Annotated in this window: 19 protein-coding genes and 4 tRNA genes; 7 read left to right on the forward strand and 16 right to left on the reverse strand. The window is 57.5% G+C overall.

Features of this window, described 5'->3' with window-relative positions; genetic code table 11:
• Positions 1-59: 59 nt before the first annotated feature.
• The 14 genes from ruvB to IEW73_RS04935 all read right to left on the reverse strand — a co-directional run bounded on the left by ruvB (position 60) and on the right by IEW73_RS04935 (position 13,088).
• Positions 60-1,121 carry a Holliday junction branch migration DNA helicase RuvB gene (gene ruvB, locus IEW73_RS04870; protein WP_372433607.1) on the reverse strand — a complete coding sequence of 354 codons (1,062 nt, stop codon included), beginning with the start codon at positions 1,119-1,121 and terminating at the stop codon, positions 60-62.
• Between the two features lie 50 nt (positions 1,122-1,171).
• Entirely contained in the window at positions 1,172-1,780 is a 609-nt protein-coding gene (gene ruvA, locus IEW73_RS04875; protein WP_188671195.1) for a Holliday junction branch migration protein RuvA, read from the reverse strand.
• Entirely contained in the window at positions 1,777-2,403 is a 627-nt protein-coding gene (gene ruvC / locus IEW73_RS04880) for a crossover junction endodeoxyribonuclease RuvC (RefSeq protein ID WP_188671197.1), read from the reverse strand. Before ruvC ends, ruvA begins: the two co-directional genes overlap by 4 nt.
• 111 nt (positions 2,404-2,514) lie before the next feature.
• Positions 2,515-3,267 (reverse strand): YebC/PmpR family DNA-binding transcriptional regulator, encoded by a 753-nt coding sequence (locus IEW73_RS04885; protein ID WP_188671199.1) that lies wholly within the window; start codon positions 3,265-3,267, stop codon positions 2,515-2,517.
• A 64-nt stretch (positions 3,268-3,331) separates the two neighbouring features.
• The gene (gene pdxT / locus IEW73_RS04890; RefSeq protein ID WP_188671201.1) at positions 3,332-3,952 is read right to left on the reverse strand and encodes a pyridoxal 5'-phosphate synthase glutaminase subunit PdxT; all 621 of its coding nucleotides are present in this window, start codon (positions 3,950-3,952) and stop codon (positions 3,332-3,334) included.
• A gap of 43 nt (positions 3,953-3,995) precedes the next feature.
• On the reverse strand, positions 3,996-4,820 hold the full coding sequence (locus IEW73_RS04895) for an acyl-CoA thioesterase (RefSeq protein WP_188671203.1): 825 nt from the start codon (positions 4,818-4,820) through the stop codon (positions 3,996-3,998).
• Between the two features lie 19 nt (positions 4,821-4,839).
• The gene (gene pdxS / locus IEW73_RS04900; protein WP_188671205.1) at positions 4,840-5,760 is read right to left on the reverse strand and encodes a pyridoxal 5'-phosphate synthase lyase subunit PdxS; all 921 of its coding nucleotides are present in this window, start codon (positions 5,758-5,760) and stop codon (positions 4,840-4,842) included.
• 98 nt (positions 5,761-5,858) lie between these two features.
• Complete coding sequence (locus tag IEW73_RS04905; RefSeq protein WP_229675763.1) at positions 5,859-6,995, reverse strand: NUDIX hydrolase; 1,137 nt, start codon at positions 6,993-6,995, stop codon at positions 5,859-5,861.
• On the reverse strand, positions 6,965-8,122 hold the full coding sequence (locus IEW73_RS04910; protein WP_188671207.1) for a glycosyltransferase family 4 protein: 1,158 nt from the start codon (positions 8,120-8,122) through the stop codon (positions 6,965-6,967). The genes IEW73_RS04905 and IEW73_RS04910 overlap by 31 nt, the downstream gene beginning before the upstream one ends.
• Positions 8,119-9,048 carry a phosphatidylinositol mannoside acyltransferase gene (locus IEW73_RS04915; protein ID WP_188671210.1) on the reverse strand — a complete coding sequence of 310 codons (930 nt, stop codon included), beginning with the start codon at positions 9,046-9,048 and terminating at the stop codon, positions 8,119-8,121. Before IEW73_RS04915 ends, IEW73_RS04910 begins: the two co-directional genes overlap by 4 nt.
• A complete protein-coding gene (gene pgsA, locus IEW73_RS04920; RefSeq protein ID WP_188671212.1) occupies positions 9,045-9,701 on the reverse strand; it encodes a phosphatidylinositol phosphate synthase in 657 nt (218 codons plus the stop codon). The genes IEW73_RS04915 and pgsA overlap by 4 nt, the downstream gene beginning before the upstream one ends.
• Positions 9,702-9,820: 119 nt before the next feature.
• Entirely contained in the window at positions 9,821-10,360 is a 540-nt protein-coding gene (locus IEW73_RS04925; protein WP_229675847.1) for an HIT family protein, read from the reverse strand.
• Positions 10,357-12,414, reverse strand: coding sequence for a threonine--tRNA ligase (gene thrS / locus IEW73_RS04930; protein WP_188671214.1), 2,058 nt, complete (start codon positions 12,412-12,414; stop codon positions 10,357-10,359). The genes IEW73_RS04925 and thrS overlap by 4 nt, the downstream gene beginning before the upstream one ends.
• A 95-nt stretch (positions 12,415-12,509) precedes the next feature.
• The gene (locus tag IEW73_RS04935; RefSeq protein WP_229675764.1) at positions 12,510-13,088 is read right to left on the reverse strand and encodes a TIGR02611 family protein; all 579 of its coding nucleotides are present in this window, start codon (positions 13,086-13,088) and stop codon (positions 12,510-12,512) included.
• A gap of 204 nt (positions 13,089-13,292) precedes the next feature.
• On the opposite strand from IEW73_RS04935, the gene IEW73_RS04940 reads away from it, so the two are divergent.
• Together IEW73_RS04940 and glsA are read left to right on the forward strand one after the other, a co-directional pair.
• Positions 13,293-13,490 (forward strand): CsbD family protein, encoded by a 198-nt coding sequence (locus IEW73_RS04940; RefSeq protein ID WP_188671216.1) that lies wholly within the window; start codon positions 13,293-13,295, stop codon positions 13,488-13,490.
• 186 nt (positions 13,491-13,676) lie between these two features.
• On the forward strand, positions 13,677-14,936 hold the full coding sequence (glsA, locus tag IEW73_RS04945; protein ID WP_188671218.1) for a glutaminase A: 1,260 nt from the start codon (positions 13,677-13,679) through the stop codon (positions 14,934-14,936).
• A 113-nt stretch (positions 14,937-15,049) separates the two neighbouring features.
• Here glsA and IEW73_RS04950 read toward each other — a convergent pair.
• Positions 15,050-15,121: transfer RNA gene (locus IEW73_RS04950), tRNA-Val, on the reverse strand.
• A 289-nt stretch (positions 15,122-15,410) separates the two neighbouring features.
• On the opposite strand from IEW73_RS04950, the gene IEW73_RS04955 reads away from it, so the two are divergent.
• The 4 genes from IEW73_RS04955 (at position 15,411) to IEW73_RS04970 (ending at position 16,231) form a co-directional block, all read left to right on the forward strand.
• Positions 15,411-15,483 (forward strand) — tRNA-Gly (locus IEW73_RS04955).
• A 26-nt stretch (positions 15,484-15,509) separates the two neighbouring features.
• Positions 15,510-15,580: transfer RNA gene (locus tag IEW73_RS04960), tRNA-Cys, on the forward strand.
• 19 nt (positions 15,581-15,599) lie between these two features.
• Positions 15,600-15,674, forward strand: a tRNA-Val gene (locus tag IEW73_RS04965).
• Positions 15,674-16,231, forward strand: a complete 558-nt coding sequence (locus IEW73_RS04970) for a GNAT family N-acetyltransferase (protein WP_188671220.1) — start codon at positions 15,674-15,676, stop codon at positions 16,229-16,231. The genes IEW73_RS04965 and IEW73_RS04970 overlap by 1 nt, the downstream gene beginning before the upstream one ends.
• Here the strand turns inward: IEW73_RS04970 and zapE are convergent.
• A complete protein-coding gene (gene zapE / locus IEW73_RS04975) occupies positions 16,221-17,246 on the reverse strand; it encodes a cell division protein ZapE (RefSeq protein WP_188671223.1) in 1,026 nt (341 codons plus the stop codon). The genes IEW73_RS04970 and zapE overlap by 11 nt on opposite strands.
• 34 nt (positions 17,247-17,280) lie before the next feature.
• Here zapE and IEW73_RS04980 point away from each other — a divergent pair, with 34 nt between their 5' ends.
• The gene (locus tag IEW73_RS04980; protein ID WP_188671225.1) at positions 17,281-18,057 is read left to right on the forward strand and encodes a pyrimidine reductase family protein; all 777 of its coding nucleotides are present in this window, start codon (positions 17,281-17,283) and stop codon (positions 18,055-18,057) included.
• The last annotated feature ends 13 nt before the right edge of the window (positions 18,058-18,070 follow it).

Consider the following 18,070-nt stretch of genomic DNA (forward strand, 5'->3'; position numbering starts at 1 on the left):
GCGCGATGCCGAGTCAAGCGCACGATCAGGTTATGTGGCGCGTCTGTACGGCGCCAATCCTAGCCGTGCTCGAACTCATCGTGACCATCTAGCGACTGTGTGGAGCGTTCGCGCACCGTGATTCCATTCGCCACGGTATCAGCGGGCGGCACTAATCCGAGATGTTGCCACGCGGCAGCCGTTGCGATTCGCCCGCGCGGGGTTCGAGCCAACATCCCTGCTCGAACAAGAAACGGTTCGCACACTTCTTCAACGGTGGCGGGTTCTTCTCCTACGGCGACAGCGAGCGTTGCCGCTCCGACGGGCCCACCGTTGAAGCTTTTCACCAGCGCTTGCAGCACGGCGCGGTCTAGGCGATCGAGCCCTAGGTCGTCGACGTCGTAGACGAGAAGTGCTGCTTGCGCGACGGCAAGCGTGACAACACCGTCCGCACGTACGTCCGCGTAGTCTCGGACTCTGCGGAGCAACCGGTTTGCGATGCGGGGTGTACCGCGGGATCGTCGCGCGATCTCGGTAGCGGCGTCATGGTGGATCTGGACCCCGAGGATGCGTGCCGACCTCATCAGGATGTACTGCAACTCATCTGGTTCGTAAAACTCCATATGCCCGGTGAACCCGAAACGGTCACGCAACGGACCAGTCAACGCTCCTGATCGCGTAGTGGCACCGACGAGGGTGAATGGCGCGACCTCAAGTGGAATTGACGTTGCACCGGGCCCTTTCCCTACGACAACATCGACCCGAAAGTCTTCCATTGCCAGGTACAACATCTCTTCTGCGGGCCGGGAAATGCGATGAATTTCGTCGATGAACAGCACATCGCCTTCGACCAAGTTGCTCAGCATGGCAGCCAGGTCGCCCGCCCGTTCTAGCGCAGGGCCAGAGGTTAGTCGTAGTGACGTGCCCATTTCTGAGGCAATGATCATCGAGAGGCTTGTTTTTCCTAGCCCGGGTGGACCAGAAAGCAAGATGTGATCGGGCGCCGTTCCTCGTTGCTTCGCACCGGTTAGGACCAGTTCGAGTTGCTCCCGCACCTTGGGTTGGCCAACAAAATCGGCCAGGCTCTTAGGCCTTAGGCTTCCTTCGATGTCATGGTCACTGTCGACGATGTCCGCAGTCATGGGCGCGTCAGCCCTGGACGTCTCAGTAATGGGGGTCGCAAACGGTTCGTTCATCGCGATCCACCCAACATTGTGAGCGCTGTCCGCAGCAATTCTGACGATGTCGCGTGCGGTTTCCCTTCGACGGCAACGGCTGTCGCTTCTTCCGCCTGCGTTGAACTAAACCCAAGCCCAACCAACGCTTCGACAACATTCGCCGCTAACGCCTCAGTCCCGTTAACGCTAGGAGGCGAGTCGGTGGCCGCACTGACGGTTGTTGGCGATCCCACTTTGTCACGAAGGTCCACGATCAACCTCTCAGCCACGCGCTTCCCGACGCCCGGGACCTTCATCAGCGCCTTGGTATCTCCCCCACTGAGGGCAGATCTCAATGCATTCGGCTCCAGAACGGCAAGTACCGCCATCGCTAGGCGCGGCCCAACGCCCGTGACTGTCTGCAAGAGGGTGAAAAGTTCGCGCGAGTCGTCATCGGGAAAGCCAAACAGGGTCATCGAGTCTTCACGTACAACCATTGTTGTCAGTAAGACTGACTCGCTGCCTCTGCTGAGCTGGGCGAGCGTACTTGGCGTCGCGTTGATGCGATACCCAACCCCGGCAGCTTCAACCACGGCATGGTCAAGTCCAATTGACAGTACCGGGCCACGTATCGATGCAATCATTTTTTGCGACCTGCTGCTTTCTGGACACCTGCGGGTTCGCTCGCGCGCTTCGCGGCGGCATTCTGAGCCCGACGAATTGCCGCGAGCCGAGTCTTGTACTTTTGCTGCGCGACCTTTGCTGCGGCTTCCGCGTCAGCCATTCGGGCCATCATGGGGGCGCGCCAGCTATGACAAATTGCCAGAGCCAATGCGTCTGCCGCATCCGCTGGACGCGGCGCTTCTTTGAGGTTAAGAATTTTCGTGACCATGGACGTCACTTGCTCCTTGCCTGCGGCACCATCGCCCGTCACAGCAGATTTCACCTGGCTCGGAGTGTGAAAACACACCGGGATTCCGCGCCGCGCCGCCGCGAGTGCAATCACTCCACCAGCCTGCGCAGTACCCATCACGGACCGCACATTCTGTTGCGAAAACACTCGCTCAATAGCGACAACTTCAGGGCGATAGGTGTCCATCCACTGCTCAGCCGCAGTCGCAATTCGCAACAGGCGGGCTGACAATTCCAGGTCCGGCGGGGTTCGCACGACATCGACGGCAACGGAGGTGACCGTGCGCCCAACCCCTGAATCAACGATCCCGAGCCCGCATCGCGTTAGCCCTGGGTCCACACCCATGACTCTCATGAACACCTCCACGCGGTACGAACAACTGTTCGATAGCGTAACGGACCCGCGCCTATCGTGGGAAGACGCACAGCCAGTCGGCGAGTCTCACCGGAACCTATGCCTCAGAAGCTAGGCGTCGAGTTCCGCAATGACCTCATCAGAAATGTCCACGTTGGAATACACGTTCTGAACATCATCACAGTCTTCGAGCGCATCAATAAGCTTGATGACTTTGCGAGCGCCGTCGACATCCACGGCCACGCTCATCGACGGTTGGAAGCTCAGCTCAGCAGAATCGTAGTCAATTTCATTTTCCTGCAATGCGGAGCGGACGGCGACTAGGTCCGAAGGATCTGACACCACTTCAAAGCTCTCGCCGAGGTCATTAACTTCCTCCGCGCCTGCATCGAGCACCGCCATGAGCACATCGTCTTCGCTGCGCCCAGATTTCTCCAGAATCACCACTCCCTTGCGGGAGAACAGGTAAGCCACCGAACCGGGGTCGGCCATATTTCCACCATTGCGACTCATCGCGGTTCGCACTTCACCCGCAGCGCGATTGCGATTGTCGGTCAAACACTCGATCAGCAACGCGACACCATTGGGGCCATACCCCTCGTACATGATCGTCTGCCAGTCAGCGCCGCCGGCTTCCTCGCCGGAACCACGCTTGCGTGCACGTTCAATGTTGTCGTTCGGAACCGACGCCTTTTTTGCCTTTTGGATAGCATCAAAAAGCGTGGGGTTGCCCGCCGGATCACCACCACCGGTGCGTGCCGCAACTTCCACATTCTTCACAAGCTTGGCGAAAAGTTTGCCCCGCTTAGCGTCGATTGCGGCTTTTTTATGCTTGGTGGTGGCCCATTTGGAGTGGCCGCTCATAAGGTTTGGTTCCTTCCGACGTCACCAATCGTTCACTACGAGGCGTTATACAGCGTGGGGAATGTTACCGCGCCTGGCCGTGTTTATTACGCACGCCATCCACAAACAGGCGATGAATACGGTGATCGCCTGTGACCTCAGGGTGGAATGATGTCGCCATCACAGCCCCCTGGCGCACAGCCACAACCCGACCCGTCGCAGGTCCAGTCTCTACCTTCGCGAGCACTTCCACGCCTGCCCCATGCTCTTCAACCCACGGTGCCCGGATGAAAACTGCACGAACAGGTCCATCGTCAATTCCCGCAACAGTCAGGTCTTCCTCAAACGAGTCAACCTGTCGTCCGAACGCATTTCGCCGGACTGAAATATCTAGGGCGCCCAAACTCACCGCATCAGGACGAGTGTTCATCACCGTACGCGCAAGCATGATCATTCCAGCGCACGACCCATAGGCGGGCAGACCATCATCCAACGCCGCCTTCAGCGGAGAAAAAAGATCGAAGGTGGTGAGAAGACGACTCATTGTCGTCGACTCACCCCCAGGAATAACCAATCCATCCACCGAAAGGATCTCCGATACGCGACGTACCCGCACCGGCGAAGCCCCTACAGCTTCAAGCGCATGCATGTGCTCGCGCACGTCACCCTGAAGGGCGAGGACACCTATGACAAGTCGTGATTCCACTCGCGACAGGATAGGCGGAGTTAAACCAGATGTCGAAACAGGATCACTCCTGCGGCAGGCGGGTCAACCCTTCCTGAACAACAGCTGCCACCAAATCGCCGTCTGCGTTGTAGATTCGCCCCTGAGTAAGCGCCCGGCCATGCCCTGCTGAAGGTGACGTCTGATCATAAAGAAGCCACTCGTCAGCACGGAAAGGCCGCATAAACCACATTGCATGGTCCAACGAAGCAAGTTGCACGCGGGACCGTTGCTCAGGGTGCGGCAACAGCGAGGACCCCAAGAGCAACATGTCACTCATGTAGGCCAACGCACACACATGTGATGTCGGGTCATCCGAAATCGAGTCACGGTAGCGCATCCACACCCGCTGCTGCGCCGCAATACCAGGAATGCGCTGGGACTTTTCCAAAGGAACGATTCGCAAATCCCAGTTCGACCATTCTTTGAGCTCCCACCGATCTTTCAGCTCAGGAATAGTCGTTGGATCGGGCAGTTCATCAGCACGAGGAACTGCTGGGATCGCATCCATGTGTTCGATTCCGGGATCGCCCACATGGAACGAAGCCGACATCACGAAGATTGCTTCGCCATTCTGCATCGCCTGTACACGCCGAGTGCAGAACGAGCGCCCTTCGCGAATCCGGTCCACCAAGTACACCGTCGGGATCTTGGGTTTACCGGGGCGCAGGAAGTACGCATGCATCGAATGCACAGTAAATTTCGGCTCAACTGTACGAACCGCGGCAATAAGCGACTGGCATGCCACTTGCCCACCGAAAGTCCGTTGCAAAAGCGTCTCTACCGGCTGGCCTCGGAAAATATCTTTGTCGATCTGCTCGACTTCTAGGACTTCCTCAATGGTGGCCATAACGCCCTCTCATGTTGTATTACCAACCGCGATCTGCCAAGCGGTGCGAAACCGGGATGTCGTCAACATTAATGCCGACCATTGCTTCACCAAGACCACGTGACACTGAGGCCAACATATCCGGGTCGTCGAAGTAAGTGGTCGCTTTAACGATCGCTGCAGCACGCTTGACGGGATCGCCCGACTTGAAGATTCCCGAGCCAACAAAAACGCCCTCGGCACCAAGCTGCATCATCATCGCTGCGTCAGCGGGCGTAGCGATTCCGCCAGCAGTAAACATCACCACGGGAAGCTTCCCTGATGCCGCAACCTCAGCCACAAGCTCATACGGCGCCTGTAGTTCTTTCGCCGCCACAAACAGTTCGTCTTCGCTCAAGGAACTGAGCCGACGGATTGCGCCGCCGATCTCACGCATGTGCGTAGTTGCGTTGGAAACGTCGCCAGTTCCGGCTTCGCCTTTCGAGCGGATCATCGCAGCACCTTCAGTGATGCGTCGAAGTGCTTCCCCAAGGTTTGTGGCGCCACAAACGAACGGCACAGTGAACTTCCACTTATCGATGTGGTTGGCGTAGTCAGCCGGAGTGAGAACCTCAGACTCGTCGATGTAGTCCACGCCGAGACTCTGCAGAATCTGGGCCTCCACGAAGTGACCGATTCGCGCCTTTGCCATGACGGGGATCGACACGGCATCGATGATGCCCTGAATCATGTCCGGGTCACTCATCCGAACCACGCCACCTTGCGCGCGAATGTCCGCAGGTACGCGTTCGAGAGCCATTACGGCGACAGCGCCAGCGTCTTCGGCGATCTTGGCTTGGTCAGGGGTGACAACATCCATAATCACCCCGCCTTTGAGCATCTCCGCCATGCCGCGCTTCACGCGGGCCGTGCCGGTGACGGGCTCAGCGGAGTTTGTGGGAGATGTTGGGGTTGCGGTCACGAAAGTCACTCCTGCATATGGGGCTATCTTGAAGTCGTCGGTTGACTTAACCATCCTAGGAGGTGGCACGCGCAACGGCGAAGTCCCCCTCCTCGCTTCTACGTGATTACCCGCGGAGATGTCGGCACTTGGGCGCCGTTTGCGATCCGGGCGGCTTCGCTGAGCAGGGACGGAAGCTCACGCGGATACACTTGTTCGCCGTCAGCACAAAGTTGTTGGATATCGACCGAGTCGCACCATCGGTACTCACTAACCATCGAAACCTCAAGCTCAGTGAACTGATCTGTCACAGGTTCGAATTCGCGGGTCTTGTAGACATAGAAAAACTCTTCGCTGCGCATTTCTGCGCCGTTGAAGCGGAAATCTTCACGCCGTTTCCACACAGGACCGCGCAGTTCCTTTGCCGTAACTTCCACGCCAGTTTCTTCACGCATTTCCCGCACTGCGGCATCGAGCAACGACTCATCACCTTCGACACCGCCTCCTGGCGTAAACCAGAATGCTGAACCAGGTTCCTGCGGGTCTGTACCGCGCATCAGCAACACTTTGCCGGAATCATCAAGTACGACAATCCGCGCCGACCTGCGCAATTCGCCACCTGATGCACCCAGATCGCCAGAACTTCGCGCAACAGTTTCGCGCAGCAATTCCACTGGTGGATCGTAGTGGCGTTCGACGATCTCGAAATGGTGTGGTGCAGGCGCAGTGCCCGCAAGTTTGAGCAAACGCACGGGCCGACGCCGACGCAACGCCAGTGTGTCGCCCACTGCGTCGTTGTGGAAACGCCGGGCAATGAGCACCCGTGCTTCCGCATCGGCAAGTTCACTAACCAGTTGAGGCGATACATCTGCAAGGCGAATTCGCGACAGCGCCGCCGACAACCGGTTTTCGGCGTCCTCTCGGTGGTCACGATCAGCTCGTTCCGCTCGACCTGCAAGCGATGCGAGTTGTTCCGCCTCCGAACGCATACGAGACGAACCAGCATCATCCTGCGCGATGGATCGAAGCATGAGATCCGCAACAGACCGCGCCACCACTGCTCGCCGCGCCAGTGCCGCATCTAACGCATGCCAGGCCTTGTCATAACGAATATGGAGACGATCCAATCGGCTTGCGGTGCTGAGCACCCATGTCACGCACAGCACCACCACCGCCACTAGGACAGCGGTGAGGACAAGAACCCACAGTGGAAGCACGTTGATCGCTACTCCTTCTTCGTCAACGACCGCCGCCACAACGCAGGCGGTGGAACAACTGTTCCCGACTCGACCATGACTGCCTCATAGACCCTCATGACTTGACGCGATACGACGCTCCAGTCATAGTGCAGTACCGCTACGCTCGCCTCGTTGACAATAGTGGCGCGGTACTCAGTGTCAGTCAGCACACGATCGATGCCACGAGCGAGGTCCTCTCCATCGCCTAGCTCCGTGAGACACCCCGCACGGCCATCACGTAGCACTCGACGGAACGCATCGAGTTCACTAGCCACCACGGGGGTACCCGCTGCCATTGCTTCCACAAGGACAATTCCGAAGCTTTCACCGCCAAGATTCGGGGCGCAGTAGACATCCGCACTGCGCAGCGCTGCGGCTTTCTCTTCGTCGGAGACTTGACCGAGGAACCGAAAATGATGCGCCAGTGGACCAAGCTCAGCGCGCAACGCTTCTTCATCGCCACGGCCAACGACGAGAACTTGCAGGTCTGGATGCTTGTCAACCAAAAATGGGAGCGCCTCTTTCAGGACGGACATGCCCTTACGTGGTTCGTCGTAACGTCCCAGGAATAGCAGTGTCTTGCCTTTGCGCGGATAGTCAGGCAACGGTCGTGCGGTGGCGAAAAACCCAACCCGGACACCGTTGGGAATTTCCACCGCGTCGGACCCTAAAGACTCGATCTGCCAACGACGTGCAAGTTCCGAGACGGCGATCTTTCCGTTGATTTTCTCCAATAGCGGCTTCAGCACCGGCTGCACGGTACTGAGCGTCAACGATTTCGTGGTGGAGGTGTGAAAAGTCGCAACGATCGGGACTTCCGCGATACTGAGAGCCAACATCGACAAACTTGGGGCATTGGGTTCATGCAGGTGCACCACGTCGAATTCATTATCCGTCAGCCACTTTCGCACCCGTTGGTACGTGACAGGCCCAAAACGCAACCGAGCTACGGAGCCGTTATACGGAATCGGCACAGCCTTGCCCGCAGAAACGACGTATGGCGGCAACTCGACATCCTGGGATGCTGGCGCTAGAACACTGACATCGTGCCCCATGTCGATAAAGACGCTCGCCAACTCCACCACATGCGCCTGGACACCACCAGGAACGTCAAAAGAATAGGGACACACCATCCCAATTCTCACGTTGAACCACCCCCGTGCCCCGAATCGGCAACGCCCATCCGTTCGAGCCGACGCTGTGAGAGATCACTCCACCACAACGGTTGAAGCATGTGCCAATCCGCTGGGTAGCGGACAATGTTCAACGAAAAGGCGTCGGCGAGGCTTTGCGTAGCTGCCTCCACACCCGCGCTAACGTCGATTTCTTCGCCAACCCGAAAACCCCACCCGGTTTTGGTGAACCAGCAGTGAGCAGGAAGTAGGGCGGCCCCAGTTTCTGCCGCCAGCTTTGCTGGGCCTGCGGGAAAACTTGTCGTTTCGCCAAAAAAGTCGACCGGAATACCTGACGCCGTAAGATCCCGGTCAGCGACCAAACACACCACGCCGCCTGCGCGCAATCGGTCTTTCAGGATGACGGACGGCGGTTGGTCACCACCGGTTGCCGGAATGATTTCAAACCCCAAGGACTCGCGGTACGAAACAAATCGTTCAAACAAAGATTCTGGTTTGAGCCGTTCAGCGACCGTCGTGAAAGTTCCGTTGTAGTTAACCAACCACACTCCCGCGAGGTCCCAATTTCCAGAGTGCGGCAGGGCAGCAACAACGCCGCGGCCACGGGCCAGAGCCGCATCAAGGTGCTCGCGGCCCTCAACGCAATTATCAATTGATTGGGCAGTCGCGGCTAAGTTCATGGAGGGCAACCGAAACGCTTCGCGCCAGTATCGCGCATATGAACGCATCGACGCCCGCATCAGCACGTCGGGCACCTCGCTGTCGCGTACGCCTAGGACGCGCGCCAGGTTGCGCCGTAACTGCGCGGGGCCACCATCACGCGCCGCGAAATCAGCGCCCACGTTGAACAAGCCGGACGCCACCGGACCCGGCATCGACCGAACCATGCGCCACCCTGCGGCGTAGGTGTATTCAGATAGTTTCTCCGAGATACTCACTGGGTTTCTCCCTCGGACTCACCCTGAGGTGACGATATCGGAATGATTGTGCGCGCACCCGGTGAACTCCTCACCGCAAGCAGTCGCTGAGCAATCGTTATTGCACTACCCACCGCAAGAACCCACATCGCGATATGAATGGCCACCCCGACACCGATACCTGTGAAACCTGCTCCGAGAAGAACAATGACAAGTCGGTCCGAGCGCTCAATCAGCCCGCCGTCCGCCGATAGCCCACTCGCTTCCGCGCGCGCTTTCACGTACGAGATCACTTGCGACGCAACAAGTACAAACAACGTCAAGACGACTAGCACTGTTGAATCAGTGTGAAATGCGGCCCAGAAAGCTAAGGCGCCGAAGATGGCGCCGTCAGCAATGCGGTCACCAGTTGCATCCAGCACTGCGCCAAACGGGGTGCCACCACCGCGAGCCCGCGCCATCGCTCCATCGATAAGGTCGAGGAGCACAAAGGCTGAAATGAGGATGGCTCCCCAAAACAGGTAACCGCGTGGGAAAAGCGCGACCGCGGTAACCACCGTAACGGCCGTGCCAAAAATAGTCACCGCGTCGGGACTAATACCAGCCCGTATGAGGGCGCGCCCGATCGGTGCTGTAACTTTCGAGACCGACGGTCGGCCGAACACACTCAGCATGCTTGCCCTTTTCCACGTTGCTTGTGCGAGTCGTCATCGATGAGCCTATAGGTGATTTCTCAGATGGCACGCCAAAGTAGACGTGCGCAATAGCAAGTCGGGCTACCGCGCAGAAGAATTCACTTCCATGCCTCGGACAACAGTGCCCGCGTTTGGCTTAGCAACTGCGGCAAAACTTTGGTTCCGCCTGTGATGGTGATGAAGTTCGCATCACCAACCCACCGCGGTACTACATGCTGATGAATGTGTGCAGACAGTGAACCACCGGCAGCTGACCCAAGGTTGAGCCCAACATTGAAGCCATGCGGATTTGACACACCCCGGATGGTCGTCAGCGCCGACTGCGTGAACTGAGTGAGTTCCGTTGACTCTTCAGTCGTAAGTTCGGTGAGATCAGCCACATGCCGATACGGCACGACCATCAAGTGACCCGGATTATAGGGAAACAGATTCAGGACTGCGTAGACGCTGTCGCCCCGCGCGACAACCAATCCTTCTTCATCCGTCTTACGCGGGATCGCACACAGCGGACAGCCCTCGTCCTTCGGCGACTGCGAACTGTCCGCTATGTACGCCATGCGGTGCGGCGTCCAGATGCGCTCTAGGTGGTCGCTCTCCCCCACCCCTGTGTCCGCAATGCGTTGCTTATCCGCCGTCAGGTTGTGTCACCACCCCGTACCGACTCCGCGCTTGGCGCAGTGTTTATTCGCTTGCGCACCCACGACGTGATGGTGTCGATCGCGTCGTCGACGGGCACGCTGTTGAGCTGTGTGCCGTCGTAGAAACGGAAGCTCACTGCGTTCGCCTCTACGTCCCGCTCCCCTGCGAGCAGCATAAACGGAACTTTCTGAGTCGTATGATTGCGGATCTTCTTCTGCATACGATCATCGCTGGTGTCCACGTGCGCTCGAATGCCCATTTGTTGCAGTCGCTGCGTCACCGTAAACAGGTGCGCCTCGTGTTTGTCCGCGACGGGGATGCCTACGACCTGTTCTGGAGCCAGCCACGCAGGGAACGCCCCGGCATAGTGTTCCGTGAGAACGCCAAAGAAACGCTCTATCGAACCGAACAGTGCACGGTGAATCATTACGGGACGCTGCCGACTGCCGTCAGGTGCGGTGAAGGTTAGGTCGAACCGCTCCGGCAAGTTGAAGTCAAGCTGGATTGTCGACATCTGCCAGGTTCGGCCTAGCGCATCTTTTGCTTGCACCGAAATCTTCGGGCCATAGAACGCAGCACCCCCTGGGTCTGGGACTAGATGCAACCCTGATGCTTCCGCAACTTCCTGCAAAGTACGGGTTGCTTCATCCCATGCGTCATCGCTACCGACGTACTTTTCTTCGTTTCGTGTTGATAGTTCGAGATAGAAATCGTCGAGACCGTAGTCTTTCAGCAAATCCAACACAAATTTCAAAACATTGGTCAACTCATCGTGCATTTGTTCGCGAGCACAATAAATATGCGCGTCGTCTTGAGTCATTCCGCGGACGCGTGTCAAACCATGCACTACACCGGAGCGTTCATAGCGATACACGGATCCGAATTCGAATAGCCGCAAAGGCAATTCCCGGTAAGACCGATTCCGATGCCGGAAGATCAAGTTGTGCATCGGGCAGTTCATCGGCTTAAGGAAATAGTCCTGACCTGGTTTCCGAATCGTGCCATCTTCATTGTGTTCAGCATCAATGTGCATCGGGGGAAACATGCCGTCGCGGTACCAATCAAGGTGGCCTGACACCTCAAACAGGTCGCCCTTTGTGATGTGCGGGGTGTAGACAAACTCGTAGCCCGCTTCCACATGCCGCTGCCGGGAGTAATCTTCGAGTTCCTTACGCACCACCCCGCCTTTGGGGTGGAACACTGGCAGGCCTGACCCCAGCTCGTTCGGAAAACTAAAGAGGTCTAGCTCGTTTCCGAGCCGCCGATGGTCACGGCGTTCGGCCTCTGCGACGAGTTCGAGATGAGCTTCCAGTGCCTCCTGCGACTCCCAGGCAGTTCCATAGATTCGCTGCAAGTCTTCACGATTTTGGTCACCACGCCAGTAGGCGGCCGACGATCGGGTGAGCCGGAAAGCCGGGATGTGCTTGGTTGTCGGAACATGCGGCCCACGACACAGGTCGCCCCACACCTTGTCACCACTGCGGGGATCAAGGTTGTCGTACATGGTGAGTTCGTTGCCGCCGATTTCCATAATCTCGGGGTCATCGATACCGGACTTGTCGTTGACAAGCTCCAACTTGAATGGCTCAGTACCAAGTTCTTCCCGCACAGCATCAATGTCTTCCACGACCCTGCGGGAGAACCGCTGCGACGACTTGATGATTTTCTTCATCCGCGATTCGAGCTTAGTCAGATCCTCGGGCGTAAACGGCCGCCCTACCTGGAAGTCGTAGTAGAACCCGTCATTAATAGGGGGGCCAATGCCGAGCTTCGCTTCAGGAAACTCAAGTTGGACAGCCTGAGCAAGGACGTGCGCGCACGAATGACGAATCACGTTTCGACCATCATCTGTGTTGGCGGCTACAGCCTCGACCTCAGTGTCGCGATCCGGAGTCCACGCTAGATCCCGCAGTTGGCCGTCAGCGTCGCGAACAACAACGACGCCGTCGATGCCTTTAGTCGGCAGACCTGCGTCGAAAACTGCACGCCCCGCCGTCGTTCCAGCCGGCACTGTGACGCGCGGGCTGAGGACTTGAGAAGCGGACGTGGTCACGACGGAACTCTCCTTGGATTCGAGGGGCAGCGCACAAGTGTGCAGCGTGCTCTTGAGGCACGTGTGTACCTCAAGCGTGTCTACACTACCGCTAGCTACATTAAAACGCCTTGCAGCCATGACCAATGGACACCGAACCACCCGGCGAAGAGCCCCAAGGCCCCCACGAACCACAGAGTGCCGAGGGTGATCGCACCGGTGAGCGCGATTCCTGCCCATCGAACGACACCGTGCTGACGGGAATACCACGCCATGACCATCCGATAGCGCTCCAAAGCCCAACGCAAGATCCGTCGGGCCCATTCGAATTCCGTAGCAAGAATTCCCAGACCAGTGAAGACAATGAGCCAGCCCGGGCCTGGGTAGGGAATTGCGATAATGCCCACAACGAGCACTAATCCGCCCACTAGGCCGACCGCAATACGATAGGACAAGGCGAGCAGCGGATGCCGTCGCAGTTGCGCTCGCACGGCCCGCAAGCGACCGACCACTCCATGGAAAAACCGCCCACGGGGTGAAGCAACGGCATCATGCGCATCAAGTTCGTCTGATGAGAGGTGTTCGCGCACCCCGCCAGCCGATGACCTGTCGACCATCACCGCATACTCCCCGCCTTTAGGAACACGCACTGTAAGGACGCGCGCAGCGACGCCCGAGACGGTCGCGGTCGACAATGCATGAACACATTGTGCCGTGCCAAGCCACGTTTGTGCTAGCTCAGCTCACGTCACAATCACCAACCTTAGAAATGTTTGAGAAAACTCCGCACAATTCGGTCAATGCAACCAAAATGCCTAGCCCCGAAACTACTAATGCGGCACAATAAGTGGTGGCGCACAACAGGCGCCATGATGCAAAACGATCGGAAGGATTCCGAAATGGGTTTCGCTGACAAGTTTAAGAATAAAGCAGAAGAAATTGCGGGCAAGGCCAAGGAAGCAGCTGGCTCCGCAACAGACAACGAGAAGTTGAAGACAGAGGGTCAGGCTGATCAGGCCGAGTCCAAAGTAAAACAAGGCGTTGAGTCAGCCAAAGACAAAGCAAGTGAAGTCAAGGAAAAACTGACCGACAATTAAGTCGCACAAAACTTAGAGTTCACCGCCCCACCTACTTAGGTGGGGCGGTTTTACTTTGTCGAACCAACGACGTGCCGCATATTGCCGAGACGTGGCCCTGGCCTCAACAGGCAGGACGACGAACCAACTACCGAAAAATCGTGACGGTATCCCGTGTAATTACCGACCTGCAGGGTATCCACCACTATGCAATCGCCCGTAGCCGAATACCTTGAGACCATCGTGAACCGGTGCAAATCTGATCGAACCGGTGAAATTAGCCCAGCCAGCGCAAAAAACACCGGAATAGATGCCGATCAACTGGCGCTCGCCATCACAACTGTCGACGGCGCAACATATGCCGTTGGTGACGCCGATGTGCATTTCCCGATCGAGTCCATGGCAAAGCCGCTGACATATGCCCTAGCGATACATGACGCTGGACCCACCGAAGTTCATAAAAAGATCGGCGTGGAACCGTCCGGCGATAATTTCAACGAAATCGCACTTGAGGAGTCAACAGGTAGACCGTTCAACGCCATGATCAATGCAGGCGCAATAGCTGCTCACACCTATGTTGACGGAGATGGGGAGAACGATCGTACTGAACGCATAAGGCAACATTTCAGCAAGTTGGCCGACAAGGCCCTTCAGTTCGCAGACACCGAAGACGACACAACGCATCGCAACTTAGCTATCGGCCACATGCTCAAAGCAGCCGACGTTCTGGAAATTGACCCCCAAGAAGCAGTCCGTGGATACACACGACAATGCGCTGTTTCTGTGTCCACACGTGATCTCGCGATCATCGCATCCGTTTACGCGAACCGAGGCGTTCACCCTTTGACTGGTGAACGCCTGCTCGAACCAGACATTGTGCGTCATGTGCTCAGCGTGATGGCAACCTGCGGGATGTACAACGCTACGGGCGACTGGATCACCTCCGTCGGAATACCCGCAAAAAGTGGAATCTCAGGTGGCATCTTCGGCGTCCTTCCCGGACAACTGGGGATCGCTGTCTACTCACCCCTCGTAGATAGCCGCGGCAACAGCGTTCGTGGCGTGGAACTTTTCGAACACCTATCACGAGACGTGGGTCTGCATTTGATGGAAGCCTCGCCAATTGGACGGTCCGTGTTGCGCAGCGCTGAGGAACGGCACGGCGCGATGCACTTCCAGATGCAGGGCACACTGCTGTTCACGCAAGCCGAACTCATCGCACGCGAAATTGAACGCCGCGAATGTGCTGATCTGCCCGTGATACTAGATTTTGAAGCAACCATCGCCGTGAGTGTGGTGGCGAAGAAAATACTTGCCGAGATGGTGGACCGCCTGAGAAGGCACGATCATGTTCAGACTGTCGTTGTCGATCCGGGCGGGTTTTTCTCTGACGCCTGGGGCTCGGAGTCTCGCACGCCTACCGTGGTCGGGAGCGTTGAGGCCGCCCGTTCCGCGCTCGGCACTTAATTGAATTGCCGACCTGTTAACTATCAGGGGACTTGGCCGGTATCAGGGGACTTGGCTGGTATCAGGGGACTGGGCCGGAGTTGATTAGCTGCCCCGATTTTAGGCATGAAAAGTGGTCCCGGCTGGGATCGAACCAGCGACCTTTCCGGTGTGAACGGAACGCTCTCCCACTGAGCTACGGGACCATAAGGGACGCGCGCTAATGGAAGCGCGACGAGCACGAACATTAGCACGCTGTGACCCCTCAAACAACCTACTTGCAGCGCACTTCTGGTGTGTCCCTCAGCGACGGCACCTCCACGCATGTGAACCAATCGAGGTCGGCGTCGACCGCCAATCGCCACCCAACGGAGGGTGAATTTTCGGCGACACACTGTGTTCGCCGTTGCGATTTGTCACAGCGGCCCGCATCGGCTAATGTTCTCAACCGCACCGGCAAACGGGACTGCAAGGTTCTCGGGAGCAGCGGAGCGTGCGGATGTAGCGCAGTTGGTAGCGCATCACCTTGCCAAGGTGAGGGTCGCGGGTTCGAATCCCGTCATCCGCTCAAGAGGTTGGGCTTGACCCCCCTGCGGTGGAGTGGCCGAGTGGCGAGGCAACGGCCTGCAAAGCCGTGTACACGGGTTCGATTCCCGTCTCCACCTCTTTAGTTAGAGGTTTCCTGCGCGATTAGCTCAGCGGGAGAGCGCTTCCCTGACACGGAAGAGGTCACTGGTTCAATCCCAGTATCGCGCACCATGTTTAACGACCACGCACGAGTTGAACTAGCTTCACTCGTCGACGCATGCGAACTTTCGCGAGTCGCTGCGATCACGTTTCCACTTGCATGCCCTCCACGTCTGCCCAAGAGCGACGTGGAGGCTTTTATCGATTCGTCTCTATCGCGGAGTCAGTTCGAAACCTACATCGCTAGTCATGGGTACCTCGTCTTCGTTCTTCGTGAGTCCTCGAATATCGTTGGGTACTCGCTGCTGCAACTTAGGTGCGCGCCACCTTTGCCTCAGTGTGATGCTGATGAACGAACCTCTGCGGCTCTCAGCAAGTTCTATTTGCTCCCCAATCAACATGGGACCGGTCGAGCAACGGAACTCATGACACACACGCTCACGGCGGCTGCCGTCGCTGACGTCCGCCAAGTCTGGCTCGGAGTGAACCAACTCAATCATCGGGCGCGCTCGTTTTATTTACGGCACCAGTTTGTCCCCATCGGGGCGCGAACATTTCCCGTTGGGGACAGCCTGGAACACGATTTTCTACTGCAACGAACACTGCGCAGCCACAGCGTTAGTGACTAGTGTTTGCCTGCTCCGCAAACCTAGACAACGCCAATAAGCGGGATGTGGCGCGGAGGTATTTCTTGCGGTAGCCGCCCGCAAGCATTTCCTCTGTGAAGATTTCATCGAGCCGTGCGCCTGACACCACGACAGGAATGCTTGCGTCATAAAGCCTGTCCGCCAGAACCACGAACCGCAGCGCCACCGCCTGATCCGTTGCGGGATGAACATCCTGCAGGAACACTGACGTCACCCCGTCAACAAGCTTGCCGTAGCGCGATGGGTGCAGTTTGCCCAAGTGCGCGCACAAGTCATCGAATGAGTCGAGCGTTGCACCTGGGGTTGATTCTGCCCGCTCAGTGAGTTCTGCATCATCAATTGGTGTGGGCGCGGGGGGAAGGTCGCGGTGCCGGTAGTCCGGCCCGTCAACACGAACTGTGTCAAATACGGAGGCAAGTTTGCGAATTTCCCTCAGAAAATCCTGCGCCGCGAAGCGCCCCTCTCCCAATTGCCCCGGAAGAGTGTTCGAGGTTGCCGCGACGGACACACCGCGAGCTGATAGTTCGGCGAGAAGCCGTGACACGAGCATGGTGTCACCTGGATCATCGAGTTCAAACTCATCGATACACAGGACTGAGTGCTGTGAAAGTTCTTCGACAGCCTTCATGAATCCGAGGGCACCAACAACGTGTGTGAGCTCTACGAACGTGCCAAACGCTTTCGGTTCGGGCACTGAATGAAAGATTGACGCAAGGAGGTGAGTCTTGCCGACACCGAATCCGCCGTCGAGATACAGGCCTATTCCGGTGGAGTTCGACTTACGGCCGAACAGGCGCTTCTTACCACCGTTGGCCTTCTTTGTGACATTGCGGGCAAATTCGCGGGCCGAGTCCACTGCGGCTGCCTGGCTTGGTTCGTTTGGGTCCGGGATGTAGGAGTCAAAACTCACCTCGTTGAACATAGCGGGCGGCACCATTTGGGCTACCAGCTGATCAGCGGGGATCACCGGATTTCGGTCAATCAGGCGTGCGGTCATTGCTAAATGGTAACGACGTGGTCAGATTAATATTGTGGCCTACCTAAAATCTGCGACCCAGTTCACACAAACACTGTCTGCCGACGAACTGCGGGAGATCTATTCGTACCCCCACAGTCGTTGGCTACGAGTGAATTTCGTGTCGAGCATCGATGGCGCCGCCACGACTGGTGGGCTTTCGGGCGGATTGTCCGGTAAAGAAGACAAGCGCATATTTGGGATCTTGAGGGGCCTATGCGATGTTGTGCTTGTCGGGGCCGGGACTGTTCGCTCCGAGAATTACGGTGGTGTGCAGGTCTCAAGCGCGTCATCCACGCTGCGCAAAGACCGCGGCCAAAGCCCGATCCCGCCAATTGCCATGGTGTCTGCAAGCGGGAATATTGACCCCACATCTCGAGTGTTCACAGAAACCGAAGTAAATCCGATAGTGCTGACGCGGGAAGATATCGACAGCACGACGCACAGCCGACTGCACGATGCAGGCGCGGACGTTGTTCTACTTCCATCTGGCGGCGCCTCGGGTGTGGACCTCAATGCCGCGCGTCATGCGTTGGCCGATCGAGGACTGACTCGAATCCTGTGTGAAGGCGGCCCGTCCCTGTTTGGCGAACTCCTCGCGATTGATCTCGTCGACGAGCTTTGCCTTACAACTGCACCCTTCCTCACCGCTGGTACGGCCGTGCGAATTGCAAGCCACGCGCATTCCTTGCGGCACAGAATGACACTGGCACATACCCTGGCAGGTGACGACGGTTCAGTGTTCACTCGTTGGGTCCGTGATCGGACGAACGACCAGGCTCAAATAAGTTGAGCGACCACGGCAA

Origin of the sequence: Hoyosella rhizosphaerae (assembly GCF_014643175.1) — a bacterium.
Taxonomy (GTDB): Bacteria; Actinomycetota; Actinomycetes; order Mycobacteriales; family Mycobacteriaceae; genus Lolliginicoccus; species Lolliginicoccus rhizosphaerae.